The sequence below is a fragment of the Nonomuraea jiangxiensis genome (assembly GCF_900099965.1).
GTDB classification, from domain to species: domain Bacteria; phylum Actinomycetota; class Actinomycetes; order Streptosporangiales; family Streptosporangiaceae; genus Nonomuraea; species Nonomuraea jiangxiensis.
In genome coordinates this window covers 249,967-269,994 of sequence record NZ_FNDJ01000007.1, presented here as the reverse complement: position 1 = coordinate 269,994, position 20,028 = coordinate 249,967, and the positions used below count along the sequence as shown (strand labels likewise).

The following is a 20,028-nucleotide window of genomic DNA, read 5'->3' as shown; positions in this document are numbered from 1 at the left end:
GGGCGTATCTGATGAGTCTTTCCGGGCTACTTGACCTTGTTCGCGCCGACCCGAAACTGACCGCCGCTCTCGAAGAGGGCGGCGATGTCTCGCTGATCGCGCCGGCGGCGCTGCGGCCGTTCGGCGTGGCCGCGCTGGCCGGTCACGACCAGCGGACCGTGCTGGCCGTGACCGCGACCGGGCGCGAGGCCGAAGACCTCGCCGCGGCCCTGACCAGCCTCATCGAGCCGAGCTCGGTCGCGGTGTTCCCGGCGTGGGAGACGTTGCCGCACGAGCGGCTCTCGCCGCGCAGCGACACCGTGGGGCAGCGGCTGGCCGTGCTCAGGCGGCTCGCCCACCCGGTCAAGGGCGACGTCGCGGCCGGGCCGCTCAGCGTGATCGTGGCGCCGGTCCGGGCGCTGCTGCAGCCCATCGTCAAGGGGCTCGGCGACCTGGAGCCGATCAGGTTGCGGGCCGGTGACGACGCCGACCTCGAAGACGTGGTGGACAGGCTGGTCGACAACGGCTATCACCGGGTCGACATGGTGGAGCGGCGCGGCGAGGTGGCCGTGCGGGGCGGGTTGCTCGACGTGTTCCCGCCGACCGAGGAGCATCCGCTGCGGCTGGAGTTCTGGGGCGACACGGTCGAGGAGATCCGCTGGTTCAAGGTGGCCGACCAGCGTTCGCTGGAGGCGGCCGAGGACGGGCTGTTCGCGCCGCCGTGCCGGGAGCTGCTGCTGACAGACGAGGTCAGGGCCAGGGCACGGGAGCTGGCCGAGGAATATCCCGCGCTGGCCGAGGTGCTCGACCAGCTCGCCGAGGGCATGCCGGTCGAGGGCATGGAGGCGTTCGCACCCGTTCTGGCCGGGGAGATGGACCTGCTGCTCGATCACCTGCCGATCCGGTCGGCGGTGTTCGTGTGCGATCCCGAGCGGATCAGGGGGCGGGCCGAGGAGCTCGTACGCACCTCGCAGGAGTTCCTCGAAGCCTCCTGGATCAACGCGGCGGCCGGCGGCGAGGCGCCCATCGACCTGGGCGCGGCCGCGTTCCGCTCGCTGGAGGAGATCCGCGGGCACGCCGACGCGCTGGGGCAGCCGTGGTGGACCATGGCGCCGTTCGGCGGCGGGGTGGAGCTGGACGCCCAGGACTCCGAGGCCTACCGCGGCGACACGGCCAAGGCGCTGGCCGACATCAAGGGCTGGCTGGCCGACGAGAAGGCGGTCGTGCTGCTCAGCGAGGGCCACGGGCCCGCCGAGCGCATGGTGGAGCTGCTCAAGGGCGTGGACGTGCCCGCCAGGCTGCGGAGCTTTCTGGACAAGGCGCCCGAGCCCAAGGTGGTGCACGTCACGACCGGGCTGATCGAGCACGGCTTCATCACCTCCAACCTGGCCGTCCTCACCCACCTGGACCTGGTGGGACAGAAGGCCTCCACCAAGGACATGCGCCGGCTGCCCTCGCGCCGCCGCAACATGGTCGACCCGCTCCAGCTCAAGATCGGCGACCACGTGGTGCACGAGCAGCACGGCGTGGGCCGCTACGTCGAGATGGTGCAGCGCACGATCCAGGGCGCGACCCGCGAATACCTGGTGATCGAATACGCCAAGGGCGACCGCCTCTACGTGCCGACCGACCAGCTCGACGAGGTCACCCGCTATGTCGGCGGCGAGGCCCCCACGCTCAACCGCATGGGCGGCGCCGACTGGGCCAAGGCCAAGTCCAGGGCGAAGAAGGCGGTCAAGGAGATCGCCGGTGAGCTCATCCGCCTCTACTCCGCCCGCATGGCCTCGCCCGGCCACGCCTTCGCGCCCGACACGCCCTGGCAGCGGGAGATGGAGGACGCCTTCCCCTACGCCGAGACCGGTGACCAGCTGGAGGCCATCGACGAGGTCAAGCGCGACATGGAGCGCGGCGTGCCGATGGACCGGCTGATCTGCGGCGACGTCGGCTACGGCAAGACCGAGATCGCGGTGCGGGCGGCGTTCAAGGCGGTGCAGGACGGCAAGCAGGTCGCCGTGCTGGTGCCGACGACGCTGCTGGTGCAGCAGCACATGTCGACCTTCACCGAGCGGTTCTCCAGCTTCCCCGTGACGCTCAAGCCGGTCTCCCGCTTCCAGACCGACGGCGAGGTCAAGGGCACCCTCGAAGGGCTCAGGTCGGGTGCGGTGGACCTGGTGATCGGCACGCACCGGTTGCTCGGCCCCGAGGTCAGGTTCAAGGACCTGGGGCTGATCATCATCGACGAGGAGCAGCGGTTCGGCGTCGAGCACAAGGAGGCGATGAAGCACCTGCGCACGCAGGTGGACGTGCTGGCCATGTCGGCCACGCCGATCCCGCGCACGCTGGAGATGGGGCTGACGGGCATCCGCGAGATGTCCACGATCCTCACGCCGCCGGAGGAGCGGCATCCGATCCTCACGTTCGTGGGGCCGTACGAGGAGAAGCAGATCGGGGCCGCGATCCGGCGCGAGCTCATGCGCGACGGCCAGATCTTCTTCGTGCACAACCGGGTCGCCTCGATCAACCGGGTGGCCGCGCGGCTGCGCGAGCTGGTGCCCGAGGCGCGCATCGCGGTGGCGCACGGGCAGATGAACGAGCACCAGCTGGAGAAGATCATGGTGGGGTTCTGGGAGCGGGAATACGACCTGCTCGTCTCCACCACGATCGTCGAGTCCGGGCTCGACGTGCCCAACGCCAACACGTTGATCGTGGACCGGGCCGACAACTACGGCCTGTCGCAGCTGCACCAGCTGCGCGGGCGTGTCGGGCGGGGGCGCGAGCGCGGTTACGCCTACTTCCTCTACCCGCCGGAGAAGCCGCTGACCGAGACCGCGCACGAGCGGCTGGCCACGATCTCGCAGCACACCGAGATGGGCGCGGGCATGTACGTCGCGATGAAGGACCTGGAGATCCGCGGCGCCGGCAACGTGCTGGGGGCCGAGCAGTCCGGGTTCATCGCGGGCGTCGGCTTCGACCTGTACGTCCGGCTGATGGCCGAGGCCGTGCAGGAGCAGAAGGCCAAGCTGTCGGGCGTGGAGGCGCCAGAGGCGCAGGCCGAGGTCAAGGTCGAGCTGCCGATCAACGCCCACATCCCGCACGACTACGTCACCTCGGAGCGGCTGCGGCTGGAGGCGTACAAGCGGATCGCGGGCATCACCGCGCAGACCGACATCGACGAGGTGCGCGAGGAGCTGACCGACCGCTACGGCAAGCCCCCGGTCGAGGTGGAGAACCTGCTGGAGGTGGCCAGGTTCCGGATCAGGGCACGCCAGGCCGGGCTCACGGACGTCACGCTGCAGGGCCAGAACATCAAGTTCGGCCCGGCCCGGCTCAGGGAGTCGCAGCAGGTCCGGCTCGACCGGCTGTACAAGAAGGCGATATACAAGCAGGCGGCTGAGACGCTGCTGGTGCCGATTCCCAAGACCAAGCCCCTGGGCGGGCAGCCGTTGCGCGATCTCGACCTGCTCAAATGGTGCGGTGATCTGGTCGAGGCGATGTTCCTGGAGCCCGCACGGGTAAGCTAGCGGCGATTTTTTGGTTGGAAAGGGACGTACGTGAAGTCGATACGAGTGGCCGTGGCCACGGCAGCGGCGGGCATCGCGCTGACCGCCTGCTCATCCCCCATGCACGCCGGGGCCGCGGCCCTGGTGGGCAACGAGCGCATCTCCACCAGTCAGCTCAACGAGGCCACGCAGGACTACCTGGCAGCGCTCAAGCGGGCCAAGCTGGATGAGCAGACCGCGCTGGGCGGCATCCCCGCCAGCCAGTTCGTGCTGCGCGGCCTGGTCAACGTGAGCAGCTCCAGGCAGCTCGTCGATCGCTACAAGATCCAGGTGACCCCGGCCGAGATCGACGCCGCGCTCAAGAACCCGGGCCAGTTCGAGTCGCCCGAGATCAACCTGCTGGCCTCCGGCGTCCCGCCGCGGTCCGCCCGTGACTACGGCCGGGCGGTGGTCGGCCTCACGAAGCTGCAGCAGCAGTTCGGCGGGCAGAGCGGCCAGCAGCGGCTGGTGCAGGAGCTCAACTCGATCAAGCCGATCTTCAACCCCCGCTACGGCGCGCTCAACGCGCAGCCGTCGCAGGAGAGCCCGGGCCTGTTCGTGGACACCGGCAGGTTCGGCAAGCTCACCCAGCAGCCGGCGCAGCCGCCGGCACAGCAGCCGCAGGGCTGATCGTGCCACTGATCGTCGTCACCACCTCGCCCAGGGTGGCCCCCGGGCTGCTGAGCCACCAGGCGTGGCAGGCGCTGGGCTCCGGCCCGGTGCTGACCGGCTCGGCGGCCCATCCCCACCTGCCCTACCTGGCCGAGGCCGGGATCGACGTCGAGGTCGTCGAGCCGGACCCGGCCGGGCTGGCCCGGCGGGCGGTCGCCGAGACCGTGGTGTGGCTCGCGGCGGACGACGAGGACTTCATGCGCGCCCTCGGGCACGCGGCGGTCGCGCTCGACGAGCCGCCGCTGATCGAGGTCGTGCCGGGGTCCTACGACCTGCCGGGCGCGCGGGTGCTCGACCTGGTCGGGGTGATGGACCGGCTGCGTACGGAGTGCCCGTGGGACCGTAAGCAGACCCACGAGACGCTGGCGCCGTACCTGCTCGAAGAGGCCTACGAGGTGCTCGAGACCATCGAGGAGGCCGACTACCCGGCCCTTCGGGAGGAGCTGGGGGACCTGCTGCTCCAGGTGGTCTTCCACGCGCGGGTGGCCGAGGACTTCGACATGGACGACGTCGCGGCCGGGATCGTGGACAAGCTCGTCCGCCGCCATCCCCATGTGTTCGGCTCGGTGCGCGCCGAGAGCGCCGACGAGGTCAGCTCCAACTGGGATGCCATCAAGGCGGCCGAGCGGGCGGCCAAGGGCAGGGAGTCGGTGCTGGACGGCGTGCCCATGGGGCAGGGCGCGCTGTCGCTGGCCGGCCAGTTGCTGCGCCGGGCCGAGCGGGCCGGGGCGCCCGCCGCGCTGGCGGCCGGGGTGGGCCAGGGGGTGGCCAGGGAGCTGTTCGACCTTGTCCGCCGCGCCGCCGAGGGCGGGCTGGACGCCGAGGCCGAGCTGCGCGCCGCCGCGCGGTCCTACCGCGACCGCGTACGCGCCTGGGAGGCCGGCCAGGGGGCCGTGCATACGCGTGACCAGCAGTGACCGATAGGCTCTGACGGCATATTGCCTTTCCGATTGAGGAGCGCATCCCGTGGCTACCATCGAGGTCGTATACGCTCGCGAGATCCTCGACTCCCGGGGCAACCCGACGGTCGAGGTCGAGGTGGTGCTCGACGACGGCAGCACCGGCCGGGCGGCCGTGCCGAGCGGCGCGTCGACCGGCCAGTTCGAGGCGGTCGAGCTGCGTGACGGCGGCAAGCGTTACGGCGGCAAGGGCGTGGAGAGGGCCGTCCTCGCCGTGACCGACGAGATCTTCGAGGAGATCGGCGGGGTCGAGGCCGAGGACCAGCGGATCATCGACCAGATCATGATCGACCTGGACCGCACGCCCAACAAGTCCAAGCTCGGCGCCAACGCCATCCTCGGCGTCTCGCTGGCCGTGGCCAAGGCCGCCGCCGACAGCGCCGACCTGCCGCTCTTCCGCTATGTCGGCGGCCCCAACGCCCACGTGCTGCCCGTGCCGATGATGAACATCCTCAACGGCGGCGCCCACGCCGACACCAACGTCGACATCCAGGAATTCATGATCGCGCCGATCGGGGCGGAGACGTTCCGCGAGGCCGTACGCATGGGGACCGAGGTCTACCAGGCGCTCAAGGGCGTGCTCAAGGAGAAGGGCTACGCCACCGGCCTGGGCGACGAGGGCGGCTTCGCGCCCAACCTGCCCTCCAACCGCGACGCGCTCGACCTGATCCTGGTCGCCATCGAGCGGGCCGGCTACACCCCGGGTGAGGACGTCGCGCTGGCGCTCGACGTGGCCGCCTCCGAGTTCCACAAGGACGGCGTCTACACGATCGACGGCAAGGGCCTGTCGTCGCAGGAGCTGATCGCGTTCTACGAGGACCTGGTCGCCAACTACCCGCTGGTCTCCATCGAGGACCCGCTCGACGAGGAGGACTGGGACGGCTGGCAGGCCATCACCCGGGCCCTCGGCGACAAGGTGCAGCTCGTCGGCGACGACCTGTTCGTCACCAACCCCGAGCGGCTGGAGCGCGGCATCAAGGCGGGCGCCGCCAACGCGCTGCTGGTCAAGGTCAACCAGATCGGCACGCTGTCGGAGACCCTCGACGCGGTCGACCTGGCCCACCGCAGCGGCTACCGGTGCATGATGAGCCACCGCTCCGGCGAGACCGAGGACACGACGATCGCCGACCTGGCGGTGGCGATCAACTGCGGTCAGATCAAGACCGGCGCCCCGGCCCGTTCCGACCGGGTGGCGAAGTACAACCAGCTTCTCCGCATCGAAGAACTCCTCGACGACGCCGCCCGTTACGCGGGTCGCGCGGCATTCCCGCGTTTTCGGCGCTAGTTTCGAGTACGGCTCTCGGCGCCCCGAATCGGCCGGGAGCCGTACTTAGGGGGTGCAGCAATTGGCGAAGAGGCCGCAGCTTACCGGGCGGGCCGCCATTCTGGCGGTCGTGGTGTGCGCGATCGCGATGAGCCTGGCCTACCCTGTGCGCGAGTACATCAGCCTGCGCCGCAGCATCTCCGAGCTGCGGGCCGAGCGTGCCGCGGTCGAGGCGGAGAAGCAGGCGCTGCTGGCCCGTGACCGGCAGAGCCGCGACCCCAACTGGATCAAGAAGACGGCCAAGGAGCGGCTGCACTACTGCGGGCCGGGCGAGAAGTGCTACGTGGTGATGGAGCCCCAGCAGGGCAAGGAACAGAAGGCCGTGAAGCAGCCGGTGGCGGTGCCGCCGTGGTACCAGACGCTCTGGGAGTCCGTGGAGGCCGCCGACAAGGGCACCGGACGCAGGGCGGTCACCGGGAAGGAAACCGTTGGACAGTGATGACGTCGAGGTCGTGCGGAAGCAGCTCGGGCGGCCCCCCAGGGGGCTGCGCGCGGTCGCGCACCGCTGCCCGTGCGGCCACCCCGACGTGGTGGAGACCGCGCCACGGTTGCCGGACGGCTCGCCGTTCCCGACTCTCTACTACCTGACCTGCCCCAAGGCGGCCTCGGCCATCGGCACGCTCGAAGGCTCGGGGCTGATGCGTGAGATGCAGGCCAGGCTCGCCGCCGAGCCCGAGCTGGCCGCCGCCTACGAGGCCGCGCACGACGACTACGTCGCCAGGCGCGACAAGGCGGCACACGACCAGGGGCTGGCGCCGCTGCCGCGCGACATGCAGAGCACGGGCGGCATGCCGCGGCGGGTCAAGTGCCTGCACGCGCTCGTCGCGCACGAGCTGGCGGTGCCCGGCGCCAACCCGATCGGCAGGGAGGCGCTCGACGCGCTCCCCGAGTGGTGGAGTGACGGACCATGCGTGTAGCCGCCGTTGACTGCGGTACCAACTCCGTACGGCTGCTCATCGCGGACGTTCGCGACGACGTGCTGGACGACGTCGAGCGGCTGATGGAGATCGTCCGCCTGGGCCAGGGCGTCGACGAGACCGGCAGACTGGCCCCTGAGGCCCTGGAACGCACGTTCAAGGCCATGCGGGGCTACCGCGAGCTGATCGACCGGCACGGCGCCGCCGAGACGCGGGTGGTGGCCACCAGCGCCACCAGGGACGCGGCCAACCGGCAGGAGTTCGTGGACGGCGTCCGCGAGATCTTCGGGGTGGAGCCGGAGGTCGTGGCCGGGGCCGAGGAGGCCGAGCTGTCGTTCGTCGGCGCGACCAGGGGCCTGCTCAGGCTGTCGCCGGAGACCGAGGTGCCGCAGGGACCGCTGCCTCCCTACCTGGTGGTGGACATCGGCGGCGGGTCCACCGAGTTCGTGGTCGGCACCGAGCACGCCGAGGCGGCGCTGTCGGTGGACATCGGCTGCGTACGCCTCACCGAGCGGCATCTGCGCGGCGCGGGTGACCCGCCCGCCGCGCCCGCCCTGGAGGCCGTGGTGGCCGACATCGAGGCGGCGCTGGACCGGGTGGCGGCCGAGGTGCCGGTCGAGCGGGCGCACACGCTCGTGGGGCTGGCGGGTTCGGTGACGACGATCGCGGGCATGGCGCTCGATCTGCCGGCCTACGACTCGGCCCGGATCCACCATTCGCGGATTTCGGCCGAGCAGGTGCACGAGGTGACCCGCAGGTTGCTCGCGATGACCCATGGTGAGCGTGCGCAGGTCCCCGTCATGCATCCGGGAAGGGTCGATGTGATTGGCGCCGGCGCGCTAATTCTGGACAGGATCGTTCGCCGTTTCGCGTTTTCGCAGGTCATTGTCAGTGAACACGACATCCTCGACGGTATTGCATGGGCCATCGCCCGCGATACCTGAAGAAATCCGGACATTTCCCGCACATGAGTCGTGTTGAGCGTGCAATCAGTATTGTGATTAGGTAAAGGGGCATTACGGGGGCTTTGCCATATAGCCATGCACAGAAGGTGCCGGCGTGGCGACCGTTCCCGAGCGCGTCTCTTCCTCTCACGGAATGGAGCACTCTCACATGATGTCTGTTGGTTTAGCACGTAAGGCGGCGGCCGCCGGCGCGTCCGCTGCCGTGCTGGCCGCTTTGGGCGCGGGACTGGTCGCCAGCCCCGCTCAGGCGGCGACCTCGGCCACGGCCGCCGCCTCCAAGACCGCGAAGGTCTCGGTCTCCACGCCGAAGGCCGCCGTGCGCGACTACGAGGGATCCTGTCCGACCGAGGTCGACTTCTCGGCCACGATCAAGGTGCCGGTCAAGGGCAAGACCAAGCTCTCCTACCGCTGGCTGCACGGCGACGGGTCCAAGGGCAAGGTTCGGTCCCTCACGCTCACCGGCAAGGGCACCAAGTCGGTGACGGTCAAGCAGTCCATCACCTTCAAGGACGACGTCAAGGGCTGGGAGGCCGTACAGGTCCTCGGTCCGAAGTCGTTCACGTCCAAGAAGGGCTACTTCTCGGTCTCCTGCAAGGAGCCGATGAAGCTGCGCGAGGCGCGTACGCACCTCAACGTGTCGGCGCGTGCCTGGGCCAGCCCCAGCACGTACGTCGGCTCCTGCACCACCGGCAAGAGGATCAGCTTCAGCGGTGTGATCTCCTCGAACCGGCCGGCGTGGGTGCGTTACCGCTGGGTTCTCAACGGTGACGCCGTCGACTACGGCAAGATCAAGGTGAACGACAGCCGCAGGGTCGGCTTCTCCATCTCCCCGCGGCACAGCGGGCGTGGCTATGCGCAGTTGCAGGTGCTGAGCCCCGACCGTGCCTCCTCCAACCGGGCCGAGTACAAGGTCTGGTGCAAGGACAAGGACAGGGACGAGCACTCGGCCCCGTCCTACGGCGCTGAGGTGAAGGCCAGCGTGTCGGCGTCCACCACCAGCGACTGCAAGGTCAGCGCGAGCGGCTCCATCTTCACGAAGGGCGCCGCCAAGGCCCGCTACTCCTGGCTGCTCAACGGGCAGACGGTGGGCGGCGGCGAGGTCTCCTTCGACCGCCACGGCGGCTCGAAGAGCGTGAGCCTCACCAAGGCGCTGAACGGCGCGGCCACGAAGGGTGGCAGTGTCACCCTGGCGGTCTCTGGCCCGCGCAACAGCGAGACGGTCACGGCGTTCTTCGCCGCCTGCAAGACCCCGGAACCGCCCGCGAAGGACACGGTGCCGGCTCCGAAGGAGACCGCGACCGCGACGCCGAGTGTTCCGGCGATCACGCTGCCGGCCAAGTAGGCGAACCGAAGGTCGAGTGACCTGACCGGGTGGCGCCCGTGGGCGCCACCCGGTTTTTCGTTCTGATCGGCCGCTCAGAAGCCCGCGCCCGGTCCGAGCCGGCCTGGGCGATCGGGCACCATCGATGTCATGAGCTTCGTACCTCCCGGCACCGGCTGGCCCGGCGACCCGGCGACCGCCGAGACCCCGGTCGCCCACGACCCCGCGGACGTGCGCCGCCTGGCCGCCTCCTGCGGTACCCTCGCGGAGCTCACGGCCGCGCAGTCCGTCTGCCGCGCCTGTCCCCGCCTGGTGGCCTGGCGCGAGGAGGTCGCCACGGTGAAGCGGCGCGCGTTCGCGGAGGAGACCTACTGGGGCCGTCCCGTGCCGGGCTGGGGCGACGAGCGGCCGCGGATCCTGCTGGTCGGGCTGGCGCCGGCCGCGCACGGGGGCAACAGGACCGGGCGGATCTTCACCGGCGACCGCAGCGGCGACTGGCTGTTCGCCTCGCTGCACCGCTGCGGCCTGGCCGAGAAGGAGACCAGCACGCACGCGGGCGACGGGCAGCGGCTTCTCGGGGTGCGGGTGGTGGCGCCGGTGCGCTGCGCGCCCCCGGCGAACAAGCCCACGCCGGAGGAGAAGACCACCTGCCTGCCGTGGATGTCGCGCGAGGTGGAGCTGATCGCGCCGCACGTGCGGGTGGTGGTGGCGCTCGGCGGCTACGCCTGGCAGGCCATGTGGCCGGCGCTCAAGGAGGCGGGATACGACCTGCCGCGGGTCAGGCCGCCGTTCGGCCACGGCGCCGAGACCGAGGTCCGGTACGGAGACACGCCGGTGACGCTGATCGGCTGCTACCACCCCAGCCAGCAGAACACCTTCACCGGCCGCGTCACCGCCCAGATGCTGGACGACATCTTCACCAGGGCCAGGTCACTGGCTGTGTGACGCGTTGCACCACGCCCGGATTGGATTCGTCGAGCGCGCTTGACGTAAGCTTGTGAATGCTTTCACAAGCACTCCACGAGGGATGGGGCCTCAGGATGAAGAAGCACATTTTGATCGTCGGCGGCGGATACGTCGGCCTGTACACCGCGCTTCGGCTGCAGCGCAGGCTCCACCGGGAGCTGCGCGGCGGCGAGGTTCGGATCACGATCATCGACCCCCAGTCCTACATGACCTACCAGCCCTTCTTGCCTGAGGCGGCCGCGGGTAACCTGTCGCCTCGGCACGTGGTGGCTCCTCTCCGGCGCATCCTGCCGAAGGTGCGCATACTCAACGGGAGGGTCACCCAGGTCAGCCACGCCGAGCGCACCGTCACCTTCCAGCCGGCCGAGGGTGGGCCGCGGCGGCTGACGTACGACGTGATCGTGATGGCGGCGGGATCGATCTCGCGCACGTTGCCGATCCCGGGTCTCACCGACATCGGCATCGGGTTCAAGACCGTGGGCGAGGCCATCGCGCTGCGCAACCGCGTGCTGCGCCAGCTCGACGTGGCGGAGTCGACCGACGACCCGGACGTGCGGCGCAAGGCGCTGACGTTCGTCGTGGTCGGGGCCGGCTTCGCGGGCGTCGAGGCGCTGGCCGAGTTGGAGGACATGGCCAAGGACTCCACGCGCTACTACCGCAACATCGGGCCGTCCGACCTGCGCTGGGTGCTCGTCGAGGCGACGAACCGGGTGCTGCCCGAGGTCGGCCCCGAGATGGGCAAGTGGACGCTGGAGCAGCTGCGCGAGCGCGGCATCGACGTCAGGCTCGACACCCGGCTGGAGTCCTGCGTGGACGGGCACGTGGTGCTGTCGGACGGCGCGGAGTTCGACGCCGAGACGCTCGTGTGGACCGCGGGCGTCAAGTCCAGCCCCGTCGTGCAGGACAGCGATCTGCCCCTGGACGAGCGCGGCCGCATCAAGGGCACCACCCGGCTCACCGTGGCGGGCACCCCCGACGCCTTTGCGGCCGGGGACGCCGCCGGGGTGCCCGACGTGACGAACCCCGGCCAGTTCTGCGCCCCGAACGCCCAGCACGCGGTCCGCCAGGCCAAGGTGCTCGCCGACAACATCGTCCGCCACCTGCGCGGCGAGGAACTGGTCGAATACCGCCACAAATATGTCGGATCGGTCGCCGGGTTGGGCCTTCATCAAGGCGTCGCCAACGTCTATGGCGTCAAGCTTCGCGGATTTCCTGCATGGTTCATGCACCGCACCTACCATCTGTCGCGGGTGCCGACGCTGAACCGCAAGGTCCGTGTCGTCGTCGATTGGACCCTGGCCCTGTTCTTCAAGCGAGAGACGATCTCACTCGGTGAGATGGAGCACCCGCGCGAGGGCTTCAGGGCGGCCGTGGCGACGACCCACCGCTAGCCCGGCCACGGCAGCGCCCCGGCGATCATCGCCGGGGCGTTTCGGCGCTCCTGGTCGTCATGCGGAAGGGGTAACCACGGTGGGGCTCTCAGCGGTGACCGTGCTCGGCGTGGACCGGCCCGGTGTGATCGCCGCGGTCACCGGTTCGCTGGCCGACTGCGGGGCGAACATCCAGGACTCGACCATGACGCTGCTCGGCGGCCACGTGGCGATGATGTTGCTGGTGTCGGGCGAACTGGACTCCACCGAGCTCCTGAAGCGTCTGAGCGCCTCCGACCTGGTGGTGACCGCGTCGGCCATCGAGGCCCGCCGTCACTTCTGCGACGAGGGCGACGGCCTGGGCTACGTGCTGACCGTGCACGGCCCGGACCGGCCCGGCATCGTCTCCGCCGTCAGCGCCGTGCTCGCGGCCGACGGCGGGAACATCACCGGCATGAGCACCAGGCTCTCCGGCCGCCTGTACGTGCTGATCGCCGACGTCGAGCTGCCGAAAGAGGTGGACGTGGCGGCGCTCATGCGCCAGTTGGCGGCCGTCGGGGCCAGCCTCGACTCCGAGATCACCTTTCGCCCCGTCGAACCGGATCTGATCTGACATCCTCCCTCCCCGCCTCAGGACGGATGGGCCAGGGATGCCGACCACACTCACCCCACGAGGAGGAGGGCGTGTTGAGGCTCACGGGTCGCCGGCCCACCCCACGGCGGGCCCTCCCGTGCGGGCGCGACCCGGCTTGCTTCTCCTTCTGGGGTGCGTCTGGCGCCGTCGGCGGGTCGCCGGTGGACAGCGCACGCTACCGAACGTCACCGACAGAATCGGGGAACCCTCATGACCCACCGTTCCGCGCCGCCTGTCCGCCTCGAAGCTCGACAACGGGGCCTTCACCCTGCGGGCATTCGGTGAAGCGGCCAGGAAGGCAGGAGAGCGCCGGGGGAGAGCCTCCTCATGGATGCCGGGACCCCGGGGGGACTTCCTCTGCGGATGCCGAGCGGACGCCCGGTGAGGCGGCTGGGGGGACGCCGCGTGAGGTGCTGGGGGCGCCGCACCGGCTGCTGTCCGTCGTGGCCGAGCCGGTGGACCCGACCGCCCCCGAGGTCGTGGTCGCCGCCGCCGATCTCCTGGCGACCCTGCGCAGTGAGCCGTCCACGGCCGGGCTGGCCGCCCCCCAGATCGGCCTGAGTTGGCGTCTCATCGCCTTTGACGCCCGGCGCCACCCCAGGAGCCGGTCATGGGCCGGAGAGCTCGTCGTGGTCAATCCTCGCCTCGCGGCCGCCTCTCACTGGGACCACGCCAGGGAGGGGTGCGCGTCGATCGCGGGGCTGACGGCGGATGTGCGCCGCGCCACACGTATCACCGTACATGGGCATTTGCCAGGCAGCGGCGAGCCCGTCACCATCGAGGCTGATGCCTTCGAAGCCCGTTGCATTCAGCACCAACTGGACCATCTGGACGGTCTACTCTTCTTGGACAGAGTCCCCGGAGCCCTATCTCTTCACCGCAGACTTCACACTTGTGACGCCTGATGCGAAGTTGTGCTCCTCGGAAGCATGGTCCGTTTCGTATGATTGCGGCGCCCCCGTAGCCCAATGGCAGAGGCAAACCCCTTAAAAGGGTTGACGTGCGGGTTCGAATCCCGCCGGGGGCACTTGCCATCTTCATTGGCTTTAGGTCACTGACCTGGAGATTTACCGCGATCGTCCGGCGGAGTCCGCATCCCCTGTTCACGGCCGATATCGAGTCGTTACCGACGGGCCGCCGGCCCGATGTCGGGGGACGGACCGCTCCTGTCCTCTTGTGGCCGAACTCGCTCCCGCATATTGACAACCCGCCCCGTTTCTGCCTTCTCGGAGTTTCCATTCTGTGAATGGTCGACTACAGAAGTCATACCTCCTATTCGTGACCGGTGGCCGGCGGCCGGGAAACCGTGGGGCAACCCCGGCGGGGCGCCTGCCGGAGGGGTCGCGGCCGTGGTCGGATGACCTTGGGAACTCCACGGCGCACCCGTTCGTTGGGATCGCTGCCGAAGTTCCGAATGAACATCGATCTGACGCGTCAGTTGACCAAGGTGCCGCCAGGCCCCGTAGGCTCGGCGCCACAGGAGGCAGCGATGGAGAGCAAGAACCCCGTATTCAGCAGGTCGCGGCAGCAGGCCGGTGGCTGGGCGGCGCCAGCCCCGTCCCCCGCCCAGCTGCAGAACATGTACGACGCCCCGTCGTACGCACCCCCCACCGGGCCCGCATACCGGACCATGACGCTCGACGACGTGGTGGTGCGCGGGTTCCTCACCCTCGGCACGCTCGTCGTGGCGGCGGCCGGGGCATGGATCCTCGACGTCCCCCCCATGTTCGCCATCGGCGCCGCGATCGTCGCGCTGATCCTGGGCCTGATCGCCTCGTTCACCCAGAGCACCAACCCGGCGCTCATCCTGGGCTACGCGCTCTTCGAGGGCGTCTTCCTCGGGAAGATCAGCTCCGTCTTCGAGGGAACCGTCAGCGGAATCGTGCTCCAGGCGGTGCTCGGCACGGCATTCGCCTTCGGCGCCGTGCTGACCGTCTACTCGTTGCGGATCATCCGCGTCACGCCGAAGCTCGTGAAATACGGCATCGCCGCCGCCATCTCGGTGATCGGGCTGCTGCTCGTCAACATGCTCGTGGGCCTGTTCAACGACGGCGGGCTCGGCCTGCGCACCGACAGCCCGATCGGCTGGATCTTCAGCATCATCATGATCCTGGTCGGCTGCTTCTTCCTGCTCCTCGACTTCGACTCGATCGAGCAGGGCGTGCGGCAGGGGGCGCCGGAGAAGTTCGCGTGGCAGTGCGCGTTCGGTCTGACGCTGAGCCTCGTCTGGATCTACCTTGAGGTGCTGCGTTTCATCAGCTATTTCACCAGCAGCGACTGATCATTCAGCCGCCGGTCATCTCCATGGGCTCCGCCGATCCCGGCGGGGCCCTCTCTGTCTGCGACCGAAAATCTACGTGCCGTCACCGAATGATGCCTGATTAGGGGCTTGCCATCTGGACGTGGGTGTTGCAGTGTCTAGCAAAGGACCTTTATCCGCGGAGGTGCCCATGTCCTTGAACCACTCACCGGAGACGCAGACGAAGCTCATCGCAAGGGTCCCAACTATAACGGGACGCGAACTCCCCGAGTGGTTCCAAGCCATCGACAACGGCCCGGCTTTCCTCAGGTGCGACGAGCGGGCCAACTGGCTTGCCGACGAGCACGGGCTGACCCACGGCTACGCCGCAGCGATCGTGCACGAGCACGAGCGGCACCGCCGTAACCGCATGGGCTTCATCTAGGCCCATCCATCCCCCGCGCCCGTGCTCCAAGTGCGGGCGCGGCATCATGAGGGGATGGATCTCGACAAGGCACTGGCCTTTCTCCGCACCAGCCACCGCGCCGTCCTGCTGACCAGGCATCGCGACGGGCGCCCGCAGATGTCGCCGGTGGTCGCGGGGGTCGATGACGGGCGGATCGTCATCAGCACCCGCGAAACGGCGGCCAAGACCCACAACGTCCGCCGCGACCCGGCCGTCTCGCTGTGCGTGTTCACGGACGCCTTCTACGGCGACTGGATCCAGGTGGACGGCACGGCCGAGGTCATCTCGCTGCCGGAGGCGATGGATCAGCTGGTGCGGTATTACCGCGACATCTCGGGCGAGCACCCGGACTGGGACGACTACCGCGCCTCCATGATCCGCGACCGCCGCGTCATCCTCCGCATCACCCCCACCAAGGCGGGTCCTGATCGTCACGGGTGAAATACACATTCCTCTGTTACGGCATGCCGTGGTCGGCCACCCGCCGCACGGGGCTGAGGGCCTCCAGGGAAACGGCCGCTGACCGGATGACGGCGGGCCGCCGCTACGCGAGCCCCCGTTGCCCGGTCTCCATGGCCAACCCTCGCCCGGACGGCCACGGGTAGAGATTCCCCGGCTACCACCCACCCCTTCACCCGGGATATGCGCGTTCGACCGCACCGCCAGCGTGCCGCCGCTGTGGCGGGCCTTGAGTTCTCGGGCTCCTGGAGCCTTGACCCTGCACCCCGGAGCCGTGGGGGCCCTGGCTCCGGAGTCCCAAGGTCGTCTTTGGGGGCGCCGTGGTGGGTGGCGCTGTGTGTGCGGCGGTCGGGTTGGGCCACGGAAGCCGGGCAACAATGGCTCGCGTAACGGCGAGCCACCGTCACCCGGTCAGCGGCCGTTCCCCTGGAGGCCCTCAGCCATGTGCGGCGGGTGGCAGACCACGGCATGCCGTAACGGATGAAGATGAAATCAGCCGAGGCGTTCGAGGATCATGGCCATGCCCTGGCCGCCGCCGACGCACATGGTTTCCAGGCCGATGCTCTTGTCGTGGTGCTGCAGGCTGTTGATCAGTGTGGACGTGATGCGTGCCCCCGTCATCCCGAACGGATGCCCCACCGCGATCGCCCCGCCGTTGACGTTGAGCCGGTCCAGCTCGATCCCGAGCTCCCGGTAGGAAGGGATGACCTGGGCCGCGAACGCCTCGTTGATCTCCACCAGGTCGATGTCGTCGATCGCCATCCCCGCCCGGGACAGCGCCTGCCGGGAGGCCTCCACCGGCCCCAGCCCCATGATCTCGGGCGACAGCCCGCTCACCCCGGTGGACACGATCCGGGCCAGCGGCGTGATCCCGAGTTCGGCCGCCTTGACGTCGCTCATCACGATCACGGCCGCCGCCCCGTCGTTGAGCGGGCAGCAGTTGCCGGCCGTGACGGTCCCGTCCGGCCGGAAGACCGGCTGCAGCCCGGCGACCTTCTCGTACGTGGTCCCCGCCCGCGGCCCGTCGTCCTTGCTCACCACGGTCCCGTCCGGCATGGTCGCCGGCGTGATGTCCTTCTGCCAGAACCCGTCGGCCAGCGCCTTCTCGGCCAGGTTCTGCGAGCGCACCCCGAACTCGTCCTGCTCCTGCCGGGAGATCCCCTTGAGCTGGGCCACGTTCTCGGCGGTCTGCCCCATGGCGATGTAGACGTCGGGGACGTTCCCGTCCTGGCGGGGGTCGTGCCAGACGTGGCCGCCCTCGCCGAACTCCTTGGTCCGGTCCCGCGCCTCCAGGAAGATCGGGTTGTGCGTGTCAGGCAGCGAGTCGGAGCTGCCCTTCGCGAACCGGGAGACGGTCTCCACCCCCGCCGACACGAACACGTCCCCCTCGCCCGATTTGATGGCGTGGAAGGCCATGCGCGTGGTCTGCAGTGACGACGAGCAGTAGCGCGTCACAGTGGTGCCGGGCACGTTGTCGAGCCCGAGCATCACCGCCACCACCCGCGCCATGTTGAAGCCCTGCTCACCTCCGGGCAGCCCGCACCCCAGCATGATGTCCTCGATCGAGGAGGGGTCGAGCTGGGGCACCTTGGCCAGCGCCGCCTGGATCATCTGCACGGTCAGGTCGTCAGGGCGGATCTCCTTCATCGATCCCTTGAAGGCTCGTCCGATGGGGGAACGCGCGGTTGCGACGATGACTGCCTCGGGCATGACTCCTCCTTTGTCGGCGCTAATAGTAGAACTATATTCCAGTTCTACCCGCAAGCCCCTCTACCCGTACATGCCCGGCGCGGTTGCCGTCTGGTCGTTGACGGCGTGAATGGCCCCCTTCTCGTCGCGCCACAACCGCCATCCGTCCTGGCTGCCGGTGAACCAGGGCGGTGGCGCCGTCGCGGCGGAGGCCCGCTTGCCGGTGGCGAGGTCGTATTCGCAGAGCGCGGCCGTCGGGTAGAAGCCCGGGGCCTGCCCGCGCAGCGGCAGCGGCTTGGGGTCGGTGATGCAGAACGACCACCCGCGCTGCCCCTCAACCGGCACCGCCTTGCCGGAGGCCAGGTCGAAGGCCGTGCCCTGGGCGTTGTGCTGGAGGAAGCCCAGCTTGTCCATGCGGTCGGGGAAGGCCAGCCACCAGCCGGACCCTGGCACGTCGGACGCGGTGATCTGGCCGAGCACCCGGCCGCTCTCCGGGTCCAGCCGGGCGAAGCCGCCGTAGGCGCCCTGACGGTCCACCGGACGCACGACAGGCGCGTGGCCGGGGTTGCCGCTCGGATAGACCCGTACGACCGAGGGCCGCATCCAGTTGACCGTCCCGCTGCCCATCTCGATGGAGAAGAGGCCGAACGTGGAGAGCTTCTTGGACTGGGGGTTCGTGTAAGGGGCGACGTAGCCGACCAGGTTGTCGCCCGTCGCGCCGAAGGCCCAGCCGCCCGACATGTCCAGCCCGGGCCCGAGCGCCTGCTCGATCGGCTGCTGCCACTGGAGCTTGCCGGTCTTGATCTCGTACGACTCGATCGTGGGGTTGGCGGCCAGTCTGAGGAGCAGGACCCGGCGCGGATCCGACCACTCCACCTCGGAGATGCCCGGCAGCATCCACAGCTGCTTGCCGGTGTCCGGCTCCAGCACCACCATGCGGGCCTTGGCCAGCGCGGTGTGCTCGGACACGCAGATGTAGGGCCCGCAGCGCTGCGGCCCGAACGTCGAATGCATCGGTCTGGCCCACTTCTGCGCCCCGGAGTGGGCGTCACGGGCGATCAGGGTGGCGTTCCAGCGGCCCTTCTTGGCCGGGTCGAGCGCGACCACGACGCCCGAGCCCTTGCCGGTCTCCACGATCGCGGGCGCCGAGACGCCCATGCCGGGCAGCCGCCCCGCCATCGTGGCCGGGTACGCCCACAGCCGCCGGCCGCCGCGCAGGTCGATGGCGACGGTTTCGAGCGTGCCGTCGGACTTCATGGAGGTGACGGCGACGACCCCGCCCGCGACGGCCATCCGGCTGACCGCGTTGACCTGGGTGTTCTCCCAGGTGGGGAACTTCGAGGTGGCCGCGTCGCTGCCGGAGCAGGCGGTCGCGGCGAGGACACCTACGAGAGCGAAGGACGGTTTCCAGCGGGGCCGCAGCACGGGCAATCCACTCCAAGGAGACGAAGAGTGGCGGCTTCGGCGCGCAGAGTGACCGGTGCTGGCCGAAGTCAGGCGTCGTTGACCGTCGCGCCGAGCCGTCGGCGGAACAACGTCACCCACTTGCCGTAAAGGCCCGTCGCCCGCCCGTCGACCCGGGTCGCGGTGACCTCGGTGCCGGGCTCCTCCGCGGCCGTGGCCGCCGCAAGGTAGATCGGTTGCAGTGCTTCCTCGCGCGCGGGCTCCGGCTCAGGCCACAGCCCCAACGCAGCGCACACCGACGGTAGCACCGCGTGAGCGGCCTGCGCGTAACCTCGGGCAGATGGATGGAAACGATCGGGTCCGAACATTTCTGTCGGATTTGTAGCGAACTCCGGCCCCAGGACGTCGGCGAACGCCACCGTCCGCCCGCCCGCGTCCACCACGGCCACCGTCTGGGCCGCCGCCAGCTGACGGCTCCAGCGCCGCGCCACCCAGCGCAACGGCTGCGCGATCGGCCGTACGGTGCCGAGGTCGGGGCAGGTGCCCACGACCACCTCGATCCCCGCCTCCCGCAACCGTCGCACGGCCTTGGACAGATGGCGTACGGCGAACGCGGGCGGCGTCTGCGTGATGATGTCGTTCGCGCCCACGAAGATCACCGCCACGTCCGGCATCATGATCAGGGCCGCGTCCACCTGCTCCGCCAGCTCGGCCGACGAGGCGCCCGACTTCCCGGCGACCAGCAGGTGCACCGGGCGTTCCGCGGCCTCGGCCAGGCCCTTCGCGAGCAGGACGCCGGGGGTCTCGCCGTGGTCGGTCAGGCCGAGGCCGACCGAGGTGGAGTCGCCCAGCATGGCCAGTTTGAGCGGGGTGCCGGGGAACTCGCCGTACATACCGTCCGAGGGTGGGCCGTCCATGCCGTGGGGGCGTCCGATCGCCCTGCGCGCGAGTAGCCCCTCCGCGACCAGCAGACCGTACGCGGTGGCTCCCAGGGCGGTCAGCCCGCCCCCTCCGAGCGCCGCCGCTGCGGCGATCTTGCGCGCCGCCCGCGCCATGCCAGGTGCCCAAACCACGAAAGTGCCCTCCTTGTCCCACTCGGCGGTAGCGTTTGCTTGAAAACTAGCC

The 20,028-nt window shown here is 69.7% G+C and carries 18 protein-coding genes and 1 tRNA gene; 16 read left to right on the top strand and 3 right to left on the bottom strand.

Annotation, left to right across the window (positions count from 1 at the left end):
• The first annotated feature begins 11 nt into the window (after positions 1-11).
• From mfd to BLS95_RS17655, 16 genes are all read left to right on the top strand, one after another.
• Positions 12-3,500 carry a transcription-repair coupling factor gene (gene mfd, locus BLS95_RS17730; RefSeq protein ID WP_090932774.1) on the top strand — a complete coding sequence of 1,163 codons (3,489 nt, stop codon included), beginning with the start codon at positions 12-14 and terminating at the stop codon, positions 3,498-3,500.
• A 30-nt stretch (positions 3,501-3,530) separates the two neighbouring features.
• Positions 3,531-4,148, top strand: coding sequence for a SurA N-terminal domain-containing protein (locus BLS95_RS17725; protein WP_143043754.1), 618 nt, complete (start codon positions 3,531-3,533; stop codon positions 4,146-4,148).
• A 2-nt stretch (positions 4,149-4,150) separates the two neighbouring features.
• The gene (locus BLS95_RS17720) at positions 4,151-5,107 is read left to right on the top strand and encodes a nucleoside triphosphate pyrophosphohydrolase (RefSeq protein ID WP_090932516.1); all 957 of its coding nucleotides are present in this window, start codon (positions 4,151-4,153) and stop codon (positions 5,105-5,107) included.
• A 49-nt stretch (positions 5,108-5,156) separates the two neighbouring features.
• Positions 5,157-6,434: a phosphopyruvate hydratase gene (eno, locus tag BLS95_RS17715; RefSeq protein ID WP_090932514.1), complete on the top strand. Its 1,278-nt coding sequence runs from the start codon at positions 5,157-5,159 to the stop codon at positions 6,432-6,434.
• Positions 6,435-6,495: 61 nt separating this feature from the next.
• Positions 6,496-6,912 carry an FtsB family cell division protein gene (locus BLS95_RS17710; protein ID WP_090932512.1) on the top strand — a complete coding sequence of 139 codons (417 nt, stop codon included), beginning with the start codon at positions 6,496-6,498 and terminating at the stop codon, positions 6,910-6,912.
• Positions 6,902-7,390: a DUF501 domain-containing protein gene (locus tag BLS95_RS17705; protein WP_090932510.1), complete on the top strand. Its 489-nt coding sequence runs from the start codon at positions 6,902-6,904 to the stop codon at positions 7,388-7,390. Before BLS95_RS17710 ends, BLS95_RS17705 begins: the two co-directional genes overlap by 11 nt.
• On the top strand, positions 7,381-8,334 hold the full coding sequence (locus BLS95_RS17700) for a Ppx/GppA phosphatase family protein (RefSeq protein WP_090932508.1): 954 nt from the start codon (positions 7,381-7,383) through the stop codon (positions 8,332-8,334). Before BLS95_RS17705 ends, BLS95_RS17700 begins: the two co-directional genes overlap by 10 nt.
• Positions 8,335-8,503: 169 nt before the next feature.
• Positions 8,504-9,697 carry a hypothetical protein gene (locus BLS95_RS17695; protein WP_143043753.1) on the top strand — a complete coding sequence of 398 codons (1,194 nt, stop codon included), beginning with the start codon at positions 8,504-8,506 and terminating at the stop codon, positions 9,695-9,697.
• Between the two features lie 129 nt (positions 9,698-9,826).
• A complete protein-coding gene (locus BLS95_RS17690; RefSeq protein WP_090932505.1) occupies positions 9,827-10,621 on the top strand; it encodes a uracil-DNA glycosylase in 795 nt (264 codons plus the stop codon).
• A gap of 95 nt (positions 10,622-10,716) precedes the next feature.
• A complete protein-coding gene (locus tag BLS95_RS17685) occupies positions 10,717-12,033 on the top strand; it encodes an NAD(P)/FAD-dependent oxidoreductase (RefSeq protein ID WP_090932503.1) in 1,317 nt (438 codons plus the stop codon).
• Between the two features lie 79 nt (positions 12,034-12,112).
• Entirely contained in the window at positions 12,113-12,625 is a 513-nt protein-coding gene (locus BLS95_RS17680; protein WP_090932501.1) for a glycine cleavage system transcriptional repressor, read from the top strand.
• Between the two features lie 26 nt (positions 12,626-12,651).
• Positions 12,652-13,551: a peptide deformylase gene (locus BLS95_RS59030; RefSeq protein ID WP_090932499.1), complete on the top strand. Its 900-nt coding sequence runs from the start codon at positions 12,652-12,654 to the stop codon at positions 13,549-13,551.
• Positions 13,552-13,600: 49 nt separating this feature from the next.
• Positions 13,601-13,673, top strand: a tRNA-Leu gene (locus tag BLS95_RS17670).
• A 462-nt stretch (positions 13,674-14,135) separates the two neighbouring features.
• Positions 14,136-14,927: a Bax inhibitor-1/YccA family protein gene (locus tag BLS95_RS17665; RefSeq protein WP_090932497.1), complete on the top strand. Its 792-nt coding sequence runs from the start codon at positions 14,136-14,138 to the stop codon at positions 14,925-14,927.
• Between the two features lie 169 nt (positions 14,928-15,096).
• A complete protein-coding gene (locus BLS95_RS17660; RefSeq protein ID WP_043628756.1) occupies positions 15,097-15,330 on the top strand; it encodes a DUF4287 domain-containing protein in 234 nt (77 codons plus the stop codon).
• Between the two features lie 54 nt (positions 15,331-15,384).
• Positions 15,385-15,792 carry a PPOX class F420-dependent oxidoreductase gene (locus tag BLS95_RS17655; RefSeq protein WP_090932495.1) on the top strand — a complete coding sequence of 136 codons (408 nt, stop codon included), beginning with the start codon at positions 15,385-15,387 and terminating at the stop codon, positions 15,790-15,792.
• Between the two features lie 510 nt (positions 15,793-16,302).
• Here the strand turns inward: BLS95_RS17655 and BLS95_RS17650 are convergent.
• The 3 genes from BLS95_RS17650 to BLS95_RS17640 form a co-directional block, all read right to left on the bottom strand.
• Positions 16,303-17,520 (bottom strand): acetyl-CoA C-acetyltransferase, encoded by a 1,218-nt coding sequence (locus tag BLS95_RS17650; protein ID WP_090932493.1) that lies wholly within the window; start codon positions 17,518-17,520, stop codon positions 16,303-16,305.
• A 60-nt stretch (positions 17,521-17,580) separates the two neighbouring features.
• Positions 17,581-18,924: an outer membrane protein assembly factor BamB family protein gene (locus BLS95_RS17645; RefSeq protein ID WP_090932491.1), complete on the bottom strand. Its 1,344-nt coding sequence runs from the start codon at positions 18,922-18,924 to the stop codon at positions 17,581-17,583.
• A 68-nt stretch (positions 18,925-18,992) separates the two neighbouring features.
• Entirely contained in the window at positions 18,993-19,976 is a 984-nt protein-coding gene (locus tag BLS95_RS17640; protein WP_245765112.1) for an SGNH/GDSL hydrolase family protein, read from the bottom strand.
• Positions 19,977-20,028: the final 52 nt, after the last annotated feature.

Excerpts from the sequence above, each read along its gene's own strand:
- BLS95_RS17650 (WP_090932493.1), bottom strand. The coding sequence starts at position 17,520 with ATGCCCGAGGCAGTCATCGTCGCAACCGCGCGTTCCCCCATCGGACGA.
- BLS95_RS17665 (WP_090932497.1), top strand. The coding sequence starts at position 14,136 with ATGGAGAGCAAGAACCCCGTATTCAGCAGGTCGCGGCAGCAGGCCGGT.
- BLS95_RS17660 (WP_043628756.1), top strand. The coding sequence starts at position 15,097 with ATGTCCTTGAACCACTCACCGGAGACGCAGACGAAGCTCATCGCAAGG.
- BLS95_RS17695 (WP_143043753.1), top strand. The coding sequence starts at position 8,504 with ATGATGTCTGTTGGTTTAGCACGTAAGGCGGCGGCCGCCGGCGCGTCC.
- BLS95_RS59030 (WP_090932499.1), top strand. The coding sequence starts at position 12,652 with ATGGGCCAGGGATGCCGACCACACTCACCCCACGAGGAGGAGGGCGTG.
- mfd (WP_090932774.1), top strand. The coding sequence starts at position 12 with ATGAGTCTTTCCGGGCTACTTGACCTTGTTCGCGCCGACCCGAAACTG.
- BLS95_RS17690 (WP_090932505.1), top strand. The coding sequence starts at position 9,827 with ATGAGCTTCGTACCTCCCGGCACCGGCTGGCCCGGCGACCCGGCGACC.
- BLS95_RS17700 (WP_090932508.1), top strand. The coding sequence starts at position 7,381 with ATGCGTGTAGCCGCCGTTGACTGCGGTACCAACTCCGTACGGCTGCTC.
- BLS95_RS17655 (WP_090932495.1), top strand. The coding sequence starts at position 15,385 with ATGGATCTCGACAAGGCACTGGCCTTTCTCCGCACCAGCCACCGCGCC.
- BLS95_RS17685 (WP_090932503.1), top strand. The coding sequence starts at position 10,717 with ATGAAGAAGCACATTTTGATCGTCGGCGGCGGATACGTCGGCCTGTAC.